At 58.3% G+C, this 13,136-nt stretch carries 16 protein-coding genes; 9 read left to right on the top strand and 7 right to left on the bottom strand.

Translation table 11 applies throughout. The features are described 5' to 3' along the window. Positions 1–46 precede the first annotated feature (46 nt). From LCH65_RS19355 to LCH65_RS19330, 6 genes are all read left to right on the top strand, one after another. Positions 47–2,134 carry an LTA synthase family protein gene (locus LCH65_RS19355; protein WP_003436699.1) on the top strand — a complete coding sequence of 696 codons (2,088 nt, stop codon included), beginning with the start codon at positions 47–49 and terminating at the stop codon, positions 2,132–2,134. Positions 2,135–2,324: 190 nt separating this feature from the next. Continuing rightward, a complete protein-coding gene (locus LCH65_RS19350) occupies positions 2,325–2,561 on the top strand; it encodes a hypothetical protein (protein WP_003436696.1) in 237 nt (78 codons plus the stop codon). Positions 2,562–2,809: 248 nt separating this feature from the next. Next, positions 2,810–3,151 carry a ribonuclease E inhibitor RraB gene (locus tag LCH65_RS19345; RefSeq protein ID WP_003371555.1) on the top strand — a complete coding sequence of 114 codons (342 nt, stop codon included), beginning with the start codon at positions 2,810–2,812 and terminating at the stop codon, positions 3,149–3,151. Positions 3,152–3,612: 461 nt separating this feature from the next. Next, on the top strand, positions 3,613–5,022 hold the full coding sequence (locus tag LCH65_RS19340; RefSeq protein ID WP_003371557.1) for a circularly permuted type 2 ATP-grasp protein: 1,410 nt from the start codon (positions 3,613–3,615) through the stop codon (positions 5,020–5,022). A 12-nt stretch (positions 5,023–5,034) separates the two neighbouring features. After that, positions 5,035–5,994, top strand: a complete 960-nt coding sequence (locus LCH65_RS19335; protein WP_003371559.1) for an alpha-E domain-containing protein — start codon at positions 5,035–5,037, stop codon at positions 5,992–5,994. Next, on the top strand, positions 5,991–6,821 hold the full coding sequence (locus LCH65_RS19330; RefSeq protein ID WP_003371560.1) for a transglutaminase family protein: 831 nt from the start codon (positions 5,991–5,993) through the stop codon (positions 6,819–6,821). The genes LCH65_RS19335 and LCH65_RS19330 overlap by 4 nt, the downstream gene beginning before the upstream one ends. Positions 6,822–6,876: 55 nt before the next feature. Here the strand turns inward: LCH65_RS19330 and LCH65_RS19325 are convergent, their stop codons facing one another. After that, positions 6,877–7,248: a rhodanese-like domain-containing protein gene (locus LCH65_RS19325; protein WP_005731508.1), complete on the bottom strand. Its 372-nt coding sequence runs from the start codon at positions 7,246–7,248 to the stop codon at positions 6,877–6,879. 607 nt (positions 7,249–7,855) lie between these two features. On the opposite strand from LCH65_RS19325, the gene LCH65_RS19320 reads away from it, so the two are divergent. Beyond that, positions 7,856–8,584, top strand: coding sequence for an amidotransferase (locus LCH65_RS19320; RefSeq protein ID WP_226439727.1), 729 nt, complete (start codon positions 7,856–7,858; stop codon positions 8,582–8,584). A gap of 63 nt (positions 8,585–8,647) precedes the next feature. Here the strand turns inward: LCH65_RS19320 and LCH65_RS19315 are convergent, their stop codons facing one another. The 3 genes from LCH65_RS19315 to LCH65_RS19305 all read right to left on the bottom strand — a co-directional run bounded on the left by LCH65_RS19315 (position 8,648) and on the right by LCH65_RS19305 (position 10,852). Further along, on the bottom strand, positions 8,648–9,619 hold the full coding sequence (locus LCH65_RS19315) for a magnesium and cobalt transport protein CorA (protein ID WP_003371567.1): 972 nt from the start codon (positions 9,617–9,619) through the stop codon (positions 8,648–8,650). A gap of 124 nt (positions 9,620–9,743) precedes the next feature. Further along, the gene (locus tag LCH65_RS19310) at positions 9,744–10,433 is read right to left on the bottom strand and encodes a crotonase/enoyl-CoA hydratase family protein (protein WP_003371569.1); all 690 of its coding nucleotides are present in this window, start codon (positions 10,431–10,433) and stop codon (positions 9,744–9,746) included. 125 nt (positions 10,434–10,558) lie between these two features. After that, positions 10,559–10,852: a DUF6388 family protein gene (locus LCH65_RS19305; RefSeq protein ID WP_044309813.1), complete on the bottom strand. Its 294-nt coding sequence runs from the start codon at positions 10,850–10,852 to the stop codon at positions 10,559–10,561. A 152-nt stretch (positions 10,853–11,004) separates the two neighbouring features. Here LCH65_RS19305 and LCH65_RS19300 point away from each other — a divergent pair, with 152 nt between their 5' ends. Next, positions 11,005–11,334: an EthD family reductase gene (locus LCH65_RS19300; RefSeq protein ID WP_044309814.1), complete on the top strand. Its 330-nt coding sequence runs from the start codon at positions 11,005–11,007 to the stop codon at positions 11,332–11,334. 1 nt (position 11,335) lies between these two features. Here LCH65_RS19300 and LCH65_RS19295 read toward each other — a convergent pair whose 3' ends face one another. Further along, positions 11,336–11,755, bottom strand: a complete 420-nt coding sequence (locus tag LCH65_RS19295) for a DUF4124 domain-containing protein (protein WP_226439726.1) — start codon at positions 11,753–11,755, stop codon at positions 11,336–11,338. 157 nt (positions 11,756–11,912) lie between these two features. Here LCH65_RS19295 and LCH65_RS19290 point away from each other — a divergent pair, with 157 nt between their 5' ends. Further along, positions 11,913–12,083 carry a DUF6021 family protein gene (locus tag LCH65_RS19290; RefSeq protein WP_003371575.1) on the top strand — a complete coding sequence of 57 codons (171 nt, stop codon included), beginning with the start codon at positions 11,913–11,915 and terminating at the stop codon, positions 12,081–12,083. A gap of 65 nt (positions 12,084–12,148) precedes the next feature. Here LCH65_RS19290 and LCH65_RS19285 read toward each other — a convergent pair whose 3' ends face one another. After that, complete coding sequence (locus tag LCH65_RS19285; protein WP_044309816.1) at positions 12,149–12,517, bottom strand: c-type cytochrome; 369 nt, start codon at positions 12,515–12,517, stop codon at positions 12,149–12,151. Between the two features lie 66 nt (positions 12,518–12,583). Beyond that, positions 12,584–13,114: a hypothetical protein gene (locus LCH65_RS19280; RefSeq protein ID WP_003436676.1), complete on the bottom strand. Its 531-nt coding sequence runs from the start codon at positions 13,112–13,114 to the stop codon at positions 12,584–12,586. Positions 13,115–13,136: the final 22 nt, after the last annotated feature.

Raw genomic sequence — 13,136 nt, 5'->3', positions numbered from 1 at the left:
CGCTGCACCCTGAACCTACCCCTGAATCCACCGGATCCTGACAACCATGGCCAAAACGGACGCCCAGATTCATCGGCAAGCCCGCCTGCAAAATCCCACTGTCAAATCGCATCTGGCTTACATCCTGCTCAGTGGCTTCGCCCTGATGGTGATGTATACGCTGTTGCGTATCGGTCTGCTGGTCTACAACCGCGAGATGATTGGCGACACGCCTGCCTCGACGTTCCTTGAAGCACTGTTCAACGGCACGCGCTTCGACCTGCGCCTGACCATGTACCTGTTGATTCCGCTGGTGCTGTCGCTGTTCAGCGCACGCGCCATGGCGGCACGCGGGTTCTTCCGTTTCTGGCTGACCCTGGTCGGCAGCATCACGCTGTTCTTCGGCTTGATGGAAATGGACTTCTACCGTGAGTTTCACCAGCGCCTGAACGGCCTGGTGTTTCAGTACGTCAAGGAAGACCCGAAGACTGTCCTGAGCATGCTCTGGTACGGTTTCCCGGTGGTCCGTTACCTGCTGGCATGGGCCGTGGTGACCTGGCTGCTGAGTCTGGTGTTCAAGGGTATTGACCGTGCAACCCGTCCACGTGTTGCTGCAAAAACCAGTCCGGAGGCCACTCGTTCCATTGCGCCTTGGTATGTGCGCGCCGGTGTGTTCGTGCTGGTGTTGCTGGTCATGGTGGTCTGCATCCGTGGCACCTTGCGCCAGGGCCCGCCTTTGCGCTGGGGCGACGCCTACACCACCGAGTCCAATTTCGCCAACCAGTTGGGCCTCAATGGCACTCTGACGCTGATCACGGCGGCCAAGAGCCGTATGTCCGAAGATCGCGACAACATCTGGAAAGCCACGCTGCCACAGAACGAGGCCCAGCAGACCGTGCGCGACATGCTGCTGACCCCGAATGACAAGCTGGTCGAGCCGGATATTGCCGCTGTGCGTCGCGACTTCACGCCACCGGCAGAGAACACCTTGCCGATCCGCAACGTGGTGGTGATCCTGATGGAAAGCTTCGCCGGTCACTCGGTAGGCGCCCTGGGCAACGATGCCAACATCACGCCGTACTTCGACAAGTTGTCCAAGGAAGGCCTGTTGTTCGATCACTTCTTCTCCAACGGTACCCACACCCACCAGGGCATGTTCGCCACCATGGCGTGCTTCCCGAACCTGCCGGGCTTCGAGTACCTGATGCAAACGCCGGAAGGCAGCCACAAGCTGTCGGGTCTTCCGCAATTGCTGAGTACGGGCCGCAACTACGACGACGTCTACGTCTATAACGGCAACTTTGCCTGGGACAACCAGTCGGGTTTCTTCAGCAACCAGGGCATGACCAACTTCGTCGGCCGCGAGGACTTCGTCAATCCGGTGTTCTCCGATCCGACCTGGGGTGTTTCCGACCAGGACATGTTCGACCGTGGTGCGCAGGAGCTCAAGGCCCGTCAGGACGGCAAGCCGTTCTATGCCTTGTTGCAGACCCTGTCCAACCACACGCCGTATGCGCTGCCGGATCCTCTGCCGGTCGAGCGCGTCACCGGGCATGGCTCGCTGGACGAGCATTTGACCGCCATGCGTTATGCCGACTGGGCGCTCGGCCAGTTCTTCGAGAAGGCCAAAAAAGAGCCTTACTACAAGAACACGTTGTTCGTGGTGCTGGGCGACCATGGTTTTGGTAACGATAAGCAACTGACTGAAATGGACCTGGGCCGTTTCAACGTGCCTCTGCTGCTGATCGGCCCTGGTGTGCAGGAGAAGTTCGGCCAGCGCAGCAGCATTGTGGGTACGCAGGTCGACGTAGTACCGACCATCATGGGGCGTCTGGGTGGCCTGAACCGCAACCAGTGCTGGGGCCGCGATCTGCTGAACCTGCCTGAGGGTGACAAGGGCTTCGGTGTGATCAAGCCGTCGGGCAGTGAGCAGGTGGTCGCTATCATCAGCGGCAATCGCATCCTGATCGAACCGACCGAGATGCCTGCCAAGCTGTTGACCTACACGCTCGGTGCCAAGCCGCATGCCGAAGAAGTGCCTGATGCGCCGGACACGCAGGAGCTCAAGCGCAAGCTGGAAAGCTTCCTGCAGACGGCCACCAAGAGCCTGCTGGACAACACGGCCGGTGTAGAAGCCAGCAAAAACCGCAACTGATGACAACCGACTCGTCCGGCTGACCGGCGAGTCGAATCAGTCTGGCGACAAGGGCCCTCGGCATTGACTGCGAGGGTCTTTTTTTTACCCGTCATGGGTGGCCCTGCGGCGTAATCGGTTGAACGAATGCGCGGGCCAAAAGGTCCAGATCACATAAGCCAGAGTGCCTGGCTTCGTATGGGAGGCATTGATGAAACAGTGGGCCATTTTGTATCTGGACAAGGATGGTGTGCAGCAGCGCCGCGAGGCTGGTTTTGATGAGCGTCCCAGTGAGGAAGAGGCTGCGCGTTTCCTGCGCAAGGACCTTTACCCAATGACCGACGAGCTGGATCTCAATGATCTTGACGGGCGTACTGAGGAGCCTACCGTGAAGACGCTCAAGGACCATAACAGTGTGCAGATTATTTCCATTACAGAAGTTGCCTGATCTGCGCTGATTCAAAAACCTTTTCGTGGCAACCACTTGGCATCCGGCCCACGATGGGGCTACTCTGCAGATGAGGCTGTTCAGACGGCCTCTGACATCTCGATACCCGACCGGCGCCAAGCCTGGTCCGGTCAGCTACATGCTTGATTCCCCACGCCGGATTATCTGTCGTGAGGCGGCCCCCGAGGACTCGGCGGTCGCTCTGGAAGAGTTGAAACTCTATCTATCGTTGCATAGGAGGACGTTTCATGAGCACAGCCTATCAAGAGGACATCAGCAGTAACGTACTGCGCCGCATGAAAGAAGGCGGTTTTGACTTCGCGCGAATCTATCCCATCGAGTTCTACGCCATCTTCCCGGATGAGGAACGGGCACGGCAGGCCGCAGAGCAATTTCGCGGCGAATCCCTCAACACCCAGGTAAACGTACGTGATGACGGCCATTGGCACCTGCAATTGAGCAAAGTCATGTACGCGACTTATCACGGCATTGGTGACTTCGAGCAGGACTTCCAGACGGTCATTTCACCTATGGACGGCGAAGTCGAGGGATGGGGCGTTACTCAGGAGATCAGAAGACTGCACGCTTGATGGCTGCGGATTGTCAGGCATACACCACCGGCTGATTCGGGACACGTTCCGGATCGGCCGGTTCTGTTTTCGGCCCGCGTTCATAAACAGTGGTCAAAAAAAAGCCACTCAAACGAGTGGCGCAAAGGGAAGTCTGTTTAAAATCCGCAGGCGTTCTTCATCTGCTGGACAAAATATCGGTTGCGGCAAAAAACGGCGTTTGGTGCCCTGTTTGCTCGGTTGCTGTGGAGTGTGGCGAACTAATGCTGTTGGCGGAAATCAACTCTGACTATGCTGATCATAGATTTCACGGTTGAATGACGCTTCCGAATGAGGCGCAAAAGAATTGGCTTGGGCGTTTAGTGCACAGGAATGGTGCGTAGAACGTCGAGTGTTTACCTAACCTTTTGAAATTAAAGCGTTTATGCCGGTGGCACGGGCTTTGCGATGGTCTTGGTGTCCATGGTGACAAGGAGTACGGCATGATCCGCACCTTTTATGACGAGATGTACGATGCGGGCGGCGTAGTCCGTCCGCACTATCGGGAGTTCGCCCGCTGGCTGGGTGATACGCCTCCCGAGCTTTTGGCTCAACGCAGGCGCGAAGCCGATCTGCTGTTTCACCGTGCCGGGATCACGTTCACACTCTATGGTGATGAGCAGGGCACCGAGCGGCTTATCCCTTTCGATACCATCCCGCGCAGCATCCCGGCCAGCGAATGGCGGGTTGTCGAGCGTGGCTGCATTCAGCGCGTCAAGGCGCTGAACATGTTTCTCGCGGATCTGTATCACGACCAGCGGATTATCAAGGCCGGGATCATTCCCGCCGAACAGGTGCTGGCCAACGAGCAGTACCAGTTGGCAATGCAGGGCCTGAATCTGCACCGCGATCTGTACTCGCATATTTCCGGCGTCGATCTAGTGCGCGACGGTGATGGCACGTATTACGTGCTGGAAGACAACCTGCGCACTCCGAGCGGCGTGAGCTACATGCTCGAAGACCGCAAGATGATGATGCGCCTGTTTCCGGAGCTGTTTTCCGCACAGCGCATTGCGCCGATCGATCATTACCCGAACCTGTTGCTCGACACGCTCAAGAGTTCCAGCCATCTGGACAACCCGAGTGTCGTGGTGCTGACGCCTGGCCGCTTCAACAGCGCCTTTTTCGAGCATGCGTTTCTGGCTCGCGAGATGGGCGTCGAACTGGTGGAAGGTGCCGACCTGTTTGTCCGTGATGACCGCGTGTTCATGCGCACCACCGACGGCCCGAAAGCTGTTGACGTGATCTATCGTCGCCTCGATGACGCATTCCTAGATCCGTTGGCCTTCAACCCTGATTCGATGCTGGGCGTCCCGGGGCTGCTGTCGGCCTATCGATCCGGCAACGTGGTGCTGGCCAATGCCATCGGTACCGGCGTCGCGGATGACAAGTCGGTTTACCCCTACGTCACCGACATGATTCGCTTCTATCTGGACGAAGAGCCGATTCTCAAAAACGTGCCGACCTGGCAGTGCCGCAAGCCGGAAGAGCTGTCACATGTGTTGGCCAACCTCGGCGATCTGGTCGTCAAGGAAACCCAGGGCTCCGGTGGCTACGGCATGCTGGTCGGCCCCGCAGCGACCGCCGCCGAGATCGAAGCCTTCCGGGCGCGCCTCAAGGCCAAGCCGCATGCGTACATCGCCCAACCCACCTTGTGCCTGTCGACCTGTCCGACCTTTGTCGAGAACGGCATAGCCCCGCGACATATCGATTTGCGCCCGTTTGTTCTGTCCGGTCGTGAAACCCGCGTTGTGCCTGGCGGGCTTACCCGAGTGGCCTTGCGTGAAGGCTCACTGGTGGTCAATTCGTCACAGGGTGGCGGAACCAAAGACACCTGGGTGGTCGAGGATTAAGGATGCCTGCCAATGTTAAGTAGAACTGCCTCTGATCTTTTCTGGATGTCGCGTTACCTGGAGCGAGCGGAGAACCTCGCCCGCATGCTGGACGTGAGCTATTCGCTGTCGCTGATGCCGCAGGACGGGCGGGGCGACGGGCTGGATGAAATAGCCATGCCGTTGCTGATCACCGGAACGCTGGAAACCTATATCGAGCGTCATGGCGAGCTGCATGCCGAGCGCATGCTGCATTTCTTTGCCCTGGACGCCACCAACCCCGCCAGCATCTACAGCTGCCTGGGCGCAGCGAGGGCCAGTGCGCACGCTGTGCGCGGGCGCATCACCGCAGACATGTGGGAGAACATCAACTCCACCTGGCTGGAGATTCGCGGCATCGCCCAGCAGGGCCTGACCCGCTACGGCATGAGCCGTTTCTGTGAATGGGTCAAGGAGCGTTCGCACCTGTTCCGTGGCGCGACCTACGGCACCATCATGCGTAACGATGCGTTCCGTTTCATCCGTCTGGGCACGTTCATCGAGCGCGCCGACAACACCATGCGCATGCTCGATGCCCGCTATGAAATGCTTGAATTGCGTGGGCCACAGGCCAATGCTGCGGCAGACAACTCGGCGGCCGGTTATTACCAGTGGAGCGCCTTGCTGCGCGCACTGTCCTCGTTCGAGGCTTACACTGAAGTCTATCGGGATGCGCCAGGCGCGCGTCAGGTTGCTGAACTGTTGTTGCTGCGTGCTGACATTCCACGCTCGCTACGCGCGTGCCTGGAAGAGATGGACGTCATTCTGGCCAGCCTGCCGGGCGTCAACGGGCGTCCCGCACAGCGCATGGCGGCCGAGATGGATGCCAGATTGCGCTACACCAGCATCGACGAGATCCTGGCTGAAGGCCTGCACGAGTGGTTGAACGAATTCATTCCGCTGCTGGCCCAACTGGGTGATGCCATTCACACTTCGTACCTGGAGGCTGCATGAGACTTTCGATAAGCCATGAGACCACCTATCACTACGATGACCAGGTGCGCTCGAGTATCCAGTATCTGCGCCTGACGCCTCACGACAGTGAGCGCCAGCAAGTGCTCAGCTGGCAGCTGACGTTGCCACGTCCGGTGCGTGCGCAGATCGATCCCTTTGGCAATATCCTGCACGTCCTGAGCCTGGAAGAGCCGCACGAAGCGATCATCATCGGCGCGCGCGGGCAGGTGGAAATCGACGAAACCCGCGAGGCCGAGCACGAAAGCCAGTCGGCATTACCGTTTTTGCGCGTGACGCGACTGACCGAGCCTGACGAAGCGATTCGCAGTTTTGCGGCGATGGAGTGTCGCAAGCGGGCTGACCGCACAGGGTTGATCGACCTGATGCAGGCGCTCAACCAGCACATGACCTACACCCAGGGCGCGACCGAAGTGGACACCAGTGCCGCGCAGGCCTTCGCCGGACGCTCTGGCGTCTGTCAGGACCATACTCATGCGTTTCTGGCCTGTGCCCGCAGCCTTGGGGTGCCGGCCCGTTATGTTTCCGGTTATCTGTGCAGCGAAGACAGCGAGCATCTGTCCAGCCACGCCTGGGCCGAGGCCTGGATAGACGACGCCTGGTACAGTTTCGATGTCACCAATCAGTTGGCGATCCCCGAGCGCCATTTGAAACTGGCGGTCGGGCTGGACTATCTGGACGCCTGTCCGGTGCGCGGCATGCGGCGCGGCGGCGGATCCGAGCAGATGCACGCCAAGGTCGTGGTGTCGCCCATGACCGGCACGCCGAAAGTGAAAACCCGCGTGCAAGTCCAGACGCAGCATCAGTAACCCGCAGCGGGTCTGCGCATCATGAAATGGCCGGGCTCAACTACCCGGCCATTGTTCATTCGGCAGGGTCGTCGGTGATGTCGTAGAGCGCGTTATGCAGCTCTTCATAGTTGCCGCCATTGATGACGCTGAAGTAGCCCGCAGCCCTGAGCTGTTCCTGAGCCTTGTCGGCCTTGCTGTCCGTGCTGCTGAAAATGACGAACACGGCATTGCGGTCGTTGAGCACCTGTTTCATCTGATTGACCAACCGTCGGTCATCGACGCGTACGGCGTTCAGTACCGTGCCTGCGTCATAGTCGGTCTGGCTACGTACATCCATTGCCAGTTTGCCTTCCTTCAACGCTGCCACGGCCGCAGCCTGATCGACCATCCCCGCGTGTGCTGCGAAGCTGCTGACAAGTGCCCAAACAGCAATCCATTGGCGCATAAACCCACCTCCCTCAGTGCGAATGGAAAGAGTGGCACAGTTGAACATAGTTCGAAAGCGCGTGGATCAGCCAAACAATCGATTCAGGTTAGGCACGATCAATAACAGCGCAGTGGTAAAGAGGATCAATCCCGCCTGACGTACTTTGGAGTGCTTGAACTTGAACATGGCTGACCGCCTTTTGTTGTTATTCCTGAGCGACAGAAGCAGGCCGATCCGCAAAACGGATCATCGACTGCTGGCAAGGTTGCGCATTGAACAGGTGGGTCCGGTCATTCGACCGCTGGCCCGAGCGCTGAAAGGATTTTGCGCGCTTCCTGTTACAGATCTAACCATAGAGCCGAGGTGCCCTGGAGTTTAGAACTGTTGGGAATCTAAAATTGCTTATCTAGAAGCGAAAGCTATTATCGGAAGGGGCGCTGAATCAACAGGCCTTTTCTAGACGCTTCGTCTTTGCCCGTCAGCTTTGCACCGTTCGTCCGGGACAGATTTTTCCTACATGGAATAAACGTCTGAAGCGGGACGGGGCACTGCTTGATTTGCCGAGGCCTTCAAGGCAGGCTCTGCCGGTGCGCTACTGCCTCATTACTGCTTCAGGATCCCTTTTATGTCTTTACGCATCTGTATTCTGGAAACCGACAATCTGCGACCTGAACTGGTCGAGCAATATCATGGGTATGGGCGGATGTTCGAATTACTCTTCGCTCGCCAGCCCATCGCCGCAGAGCTGACGGTTTACAACGTGGTGCAGGGCGACTATCCACCTGCAGACGAGCAGTTCGATGCTTACCTGGTGACCGGCAGCAAGGCCGACTCATTTGGCACCGACCCCTGGATTCAGACCTTGAAGGTCTATCTGCTGGAACTGTATCAGCGCGGCGAAAAACTGCTGGGCATCTGCTTCGGTCACCAGTTGCTGGCCTTGCTGCTGGGCGGCAGGACCGAGCGTGCCGTGCAGGGGTGGGGCGTCGGGATTCACCATTATCAACTGGCCCCCGCCAGGCCGTGGATGACACCGGCGATGGACACGCTCACGCTGCTGATCAGTCATCAGGATCAGGTCACCGCGCTGCCCGAGAACGCCAAGGTCATTGCGTCCAGCGAGTTCTGCCCGTTTGCGGCTTACCATATCAATGATCAGGTGCTGTGTTTCCAGGGGCATCCCGAGTTCATCCATGATTTTTCACGCACCTTGCTTGACCTTCGTCAGGAAGCGCTGGGCGAGCAGATTTACAAGCAGGGTGTGGCCAGCCTTGACCACGACCATCATGGCGCGACAGTGGCGGAATGGATGATGCGCTTTGTGGCGCACAAACCGGAAAAACAGTCAGTCTGACCCGGCGCATGGCCCATCGTCATGCGTTCGCCGGACTGTTTGAATGAGGTTGCAGTGGCGGGTTTATAGCCAGCCGGAGCGCTTGAAGCTGGCGAACAGTGCCGTACACCCGCCCAGAATGACGCCCAGCACGATGAAGTAGCCGTATTCCCACTTGAGTTCAGGCATGTTCTCGAAATTCATGCCGTAGATACCGGCAATCGCTGTCGGGAACGCCAGAATCGCTGCCCAACCGGCGAACTTGCGTTGCACGATGCTCTGCCGCGAAGACTCCAGCAGCAGGCCGATTTCGATCGTCTGGCTGGCGATATCACACAGGTTGCCCAGGTCTTCCATCTGGCGCTTGACGTGAATTTCGACATCGCGAAAGTAGGGGCGCATGTTCTTGTCGATGAACGGAAAACTCAGTCTCTGCAATTCTTCGCCCACTTCCACCATGGGTGCCACGTAGCGACGCATGCGTAACAGGTCGCGGCGCAGGGCATGAATGTGCTGGATGTCGGACTCGCGCAACGAGCCACCGATGACGCTCTGCTCCAGTTGCTCGAGCTCGGCGTGAATGGCTTCGGTCACCGGCTGATAGTTCTCGGTCACGAAGTCCAGAAGCGCGTAGAGCACGAAGTCTTCGCCGTGCTCCAGCAGCAGTGGTCTGGCCTCGCAACGCTGACGCACCAGTCCGTAGGACTTGGAGTGGCCGTTGCGCGAGGTGATGACGTAGCCCTTGCCGGCGAAGATATGGGTTTCGATGAACAGCAGCTTGCCGTTGTCGCGTACGGGGGCGTAAGTCACGATGAACAGTGCATCGCCAAAGGTTTCCAGCTTCGGACGGCTATGCACCTCCAGCGCGTCTTCAAGGGCCAGCTCATGCAGATTGAACTGCTCCTTGAGGCTGGTCAGCTCCGCGTTGGTGGGCTGCTCCAGTCCTATCCAGACGAAGTGATCGGGCTTGGCTGCCCAGGCGGCGCCCTCATCGAGGGTGATATCACGGACTTTTTTACCCTTGCTGTACACCGCTGCTGCAACAACTCGACCCATGGTGCTATCGCTTCTTCAATTTGTCAGTGGCGCAAAAAACATGCGCGGTCGCTGATGAGATTGATCAAATGCGTATGAGTTCGCCGATAAACGAAAGCCCGTTGGCGCGGGCTTCGGTCGAGCATCAGAGCATGTGCTGCCGATCCTGTTCGATCGCTGCCTCCAGCGTGTCGAGCAAGGCCTTTCTGACCTTGAGTTTGGTCTTCCTGTGCGCGCTCATGTTGATCTTCTTCAATTGCCCGGCGACGGCCAGCGCGGTGCTCTGCAGCTCCTCGACGCTGACCACGCGGTCGAGGAAGCCGGCGGCCATCGCTGCTTCAGGGTCGAACATCTCGGCGTTGATCACTGAGCGATTGAACGCCGATTTGCGCAGGCGATCGCGCGCCAGCTCTATACCGGCATGGTGCATGGTCATGCCGATCTGCACTTCGTTCAGACCGATACTGAATGGCCCGGCGACGCCGATTCGATAATCGGCGGACAGCAGCAGAAAGGCGCCCTTGGCAACCGCGTGGCCGGGGCAGGCGACGATGATCGGGAAGGGGTGCGACAGCATGCGCCGCGCCAGCGTCGAGCCCTGTGCGACCAGCTCGATCGCGGCCTCGGGGCTGGAGGTCATGACCTTGAGGTCGTAACCGCCCGACAGAATGCCCGGCTGGCCGGTGAGAATAACAATGGCCCGATCCTTTTCGGCCTGGTCCAGCGCGGCGTTGAACGCAACGATCACGTCCGGGGAAATGGCATTGACCTTGCCGTTGTTCAGGGTCAGCGTGGCGACACCGTCGTCCAGATGGTATGAGACCAGATCACTCATGACGTGATTCCTTTATTGAAGTGAGCAGACGTTACTCATCCATAGGGAGCAGGTAAAGCGCTGACTGCCGGGTCACTGAATGGCGTGCCGATCAATGGCGGATTCAGCGTCGACTGCGCTCTGCGTCATGGCTGGATATCGTTGAATCCGCAATATTCTTCCCAGTCCATCCCCAGCGCTTCGGCGACCTGGCGGTGTGCTTCCAGACGCATGCTCTGCAACTGTTCGGGCGACTCGGCAATCAGTTCCAGTGCCAGCTCCCAGGTTTCGAGACCCTGGCTCTCGGCCTCGTCTTCGAACGCCCACTGCACTTGCTGCTTTTGCTCCTTGGGGCTCAACGCGCTGATCTCATCCTTCAGGGTCGGATGGGTCGCGAGGTATTTCGCCAGCGCGGCCTCGTTCCACTCAAGCGTATTCATGTGGTTTTTCCTCAAACGTTTCGGTAGCCAGGCTGTCTCTTGGAATAGCCCGGCAAGACGGCGTGATTGTGAGGGAGCTGGCCTTTGGTGTCAGCACTTGCAAGCGGCTGTCCGCACGAATTTATCGACCACTTGAAGAGGAGCCTGTCGTTATGATCAAAGTCAGCGTGCTGTATGCGTATGAAGAGGGTGCCCGTTTCGACCACGATTACTATCGTGACAAACACATGCCGCTGGTGCAGGAGCTGATGGGCAAGTACTGCAAGGGTTACAGCGTGGACCGAGGCATAGGCGGGGCAACGCCAGGGTCGGACCCCGTGTATATCGGCATGTGCCACATTTATTGTGATTCCATTGAAGACTTTGAAGCCGGCATGGGGCCGCATTCAAAGCAGATCAATGCCGATATCATCAACTACACCGACCTGATCCCTGAAATTCAGATCAGCGAAGTGCGCGCCGATGTGAAAAACGCTCTGTAAGTTATCGAGCGCTGTCCTGGAGGGCCGGCCGTTTTTTCGAGGACATTCCACCCGACGGATCGAAACACTGACTGTCGTAATGCGGGCTTTGGCACTGCGAGGGGACGTTCGGGGGAGGCGGGCGGTTTCGCTGGAAAGCCTTGTAGCGCTCGGTCTCGATCACCTGCACCCGAGTGCGACCGCCGACCTTCAGGTATTCGGTCGCCTTGAGGTTGGTCTTGTGAACATAGTCCAGCGGCTCGTCGTCCCATCGCATGTATGGCGGCCCCTGGCGTTGCAATGCGCTTTGCGCGCTTTCATCGCAGGGGATGGATGCATAACTCACCTTGCCCTGAGGTGATGTGCATTTGAAGATCTCGCCGTATGCTGCGCCACTGCCCAGCAAAGCGAACATCGACAGCGTTATTGAAAGCCTTTTCATGATGTACTCCCGGCAGACGCAAGCATGGCGCAAGGCTACCATTTGCTCTTTGCCGCTGCCATGTCCCTCTGCCAGGCCCGTTCGTCAGACACATCGCACGGCTGTGGTCACAGGCTCTCTGACTATCAGGTCCTGAATTTAACAAACGGAGGCGCACATGACCGGCACCCAGCCAGGCAGCAGCAACGGAAACAACAACGATCAGGGTTTCGACGAGAAGTCGCCGGACGCCAAAGACCCGCAGATCGACCCTACCGAGCCTGCGAAGACTCCTGCGACCGAAAAAGGCAGCAAGGATGATTACCCGCCTTACACACCGGACAAGTAACTGACAGATTGCCCTCGGTGAGTACCGGGGGCGATTTATAGCTGAACCTCGCTTTACCCCTCGTACTACTTGTTGGCATCCAGGTATTCCAGCAGATCTTCCATTCGCTCATCGTTACCCATCCACCACAGTTTCATGCGAGTGCCGGGGACAACTTCGCTCGGGTCCTTGATGTAAGTGCGCAACTCTTCGCGCGTCCAGACCAGCCCCGAGTTCTTCATCGCGTCGGTGTAAACGTAGCCTTCCTGTTGCCCCGCCTGACGACCAATGATGCCGTTGAGGGGCGGGCCAAATGCGCTGCGTGCAGAAGGGCCGATCTTGTGACAGCCCGAGCAGAGGCGGGTGAAGACTGCTTTCCCGGCCTCTGCATCGCCCGCGCCTTGAGCAAGCGCAGGCAGGGCCAGTGCCAACAGGAGTAATGCGGTTTTTTTCATCGGTCATCCACAGCGCGTTCGGCTTTTTGCTCAAAAGTGGCAAATGTTAGCGCAATTATCGCGGGATCACTTGCTGGCCGGTATCTGGCTCGACAGTTCGTCGAAGTCACGCTTGTAACTCGCCATCTCGGCTGCGCTGACAAAGCTCTGCTCAAGAACCAGTTTCTTCGCTCCGGCTTCGATGGTCTCCAGCTGGTGAAGAAAGCGCTTTTTCTTTCTGGCTTCCATTCGCGTGCCTGCCTCATCGATAGCTGTGCGTAGCTCTGTTGCCCGCTGGTTTACAAAATCCTGGCCTCGACGGTCGACCGTGAGCCCGTCATTTTCGACATAACCTTCCAGCCCGGTTTTCTTCAACACCAGCCAAAGCGCCTGATCCGGCGTGAACGTGCCCTTGAATTTCTTGACCTTTCTGCTGCTGTCCGCGCCCAGATCGACCTTCACCGGGCAGCCGGATCGGTGCGCCAGTTGCTGCAAGGCCTCGTCCAGACGTTGCGAGGGCATGTCATACGCCACCGGCGTCATCTGACACGCAGCGAACGCGGGAGCAGCCGCCAGACACGCAACGGCGAGGAGCAGTTTTTTCAGGGTGTTTTTCATGATTGCAGGGTTTCATCCGGGA

The sequence above is a fragment of the Pseudomonas sp. MWU16-30316 genome (assembly GCF_020515645.1).
GTDB classification, from domain to species: domain Bacteria; phylum Pseudomonadota; class Gammaproteobacteria; order Pseudomonadales; family Pseudomonadaceae; genus Aquipseudomonas; species Aquipseudomonas cerasi.
The sequence above is the reverse complement of the archived record's forward strand: the minus strand, read 5'-3'. Positions and strand labels throughout refer to the sequence as shown.

Bases quoted from the DNA above. Each gene is read 5' to 3' on its own strand.
- LCH65_RS19355 (WP_003436699.1), top strand. From the start codon at position 47: ATGGCCAAAACGGACGCCCAGATTCATCGGCAAGCCCGCCTGCAAAAT.
- LCH65_RS19350 (WP_003436696.1), top strand. From the start codon at position 2,325: ATGAAACAGTGGGCCATTTTGTATCTGGACAAGGATGGTGTGCAGCAG.
- LCH65_RS19345 (WP_003371555.1), top strand. From the start codon at position 2,810: ATGAGCACAGCCTATCAAGAGGACATCAGCAGTAACGTACTGCGCCGC.
- LCH65_RS19340 (WP_003371557.1), top strand. From the start codon at position 3,613: ATGATCCGCACCTTTTATGACGAGATGTACGATGCGGGCGGCGTAGTC.
- LCH65_RS19335 (WP_003371559.1), top strand. From the start codon at position 5,035: ATGTTAAGTAGAACTGCCTCTGATCTTTTCTGGATGTCGCGTTACCTG.
- LCH65_RS19330 (WP_003371560.1), top strand. From the start codon at position 5,991: ATGAGACTTTCGATAAGCCATGAGACCACCTATCACTACGATGACCAG.
- LCH65_RS19325 (WP_005731508.1), bottom strand. From the start codon at position 7,248: ATGCGCCAATGGATTGCTGTTTGGGCACTTGTCAGCAGCTTCGCAGCA.
- LCH65_RS19320 (WP_226439727.1), top strand. From the start codon at position 7,856: ATGTCTTTACGCATCTGTATTCTGGAAACCGACAATCTGCGACCTGAA.
- LCH65_RS19315 (WP_003371567.1), bottom strand. From the start codon at position 9,619: ATGGGTCGAGTTGTTGCAGCAGCGGTGTACAGCAAGGGTAAAAAAGTC.
- LCH65_RS19310 (WP_003371569.1), bottom strand. From the start codon at position 10,433: ATGAGTGATCTGGTCTCATACCATCTGGACGACGGTGTCGCCACGCTG.
- LCH65_RS19305 (WP_044309813.1), bottom strand. From the start codon at position 10,852: ATGAATACGCTTGAGTGGAACGAGGCCGCGCTGGCGAAATACCTCGCG.
- LCH65_RS19300 (WP_044309814.1), top strand. From the start codon at position 11,005: ATGATCAAAGTCAGCGTGCTGTATGCGTATGAAGAGGGTGCCCGTTTC.
- LCH65_RS19295 (WP_226439726.1), bottom strand. From the start codon at position 11,755: ATGAAAAGGCTTTCAATAACGCTGTCGATGTTCGCTTTGCTGGGCAGT.
- LCH65_RS19290 (WP_003371575.1), top strand. From the start codon at position 11,913: ATGACCGGCACCCAGCCAGGCAGCAGCAACGGAAACAACAACGATCAG.
- LCH65_RS19285 (WP_044309816.1), bottom strand. From the start codon at position 12,517: ATGAAAAAAACCGCATTACTCCTGTTGGCACTGGCCCTGCCTGCGCTT.
- LCH65_RS19280 (WP_003436676.1), bottom strand. From the start codon at position 13,114: ATGAAAAACACCCTGAAAAAACTGCTCCTCGCCGTTGCGTGTCTGGCG.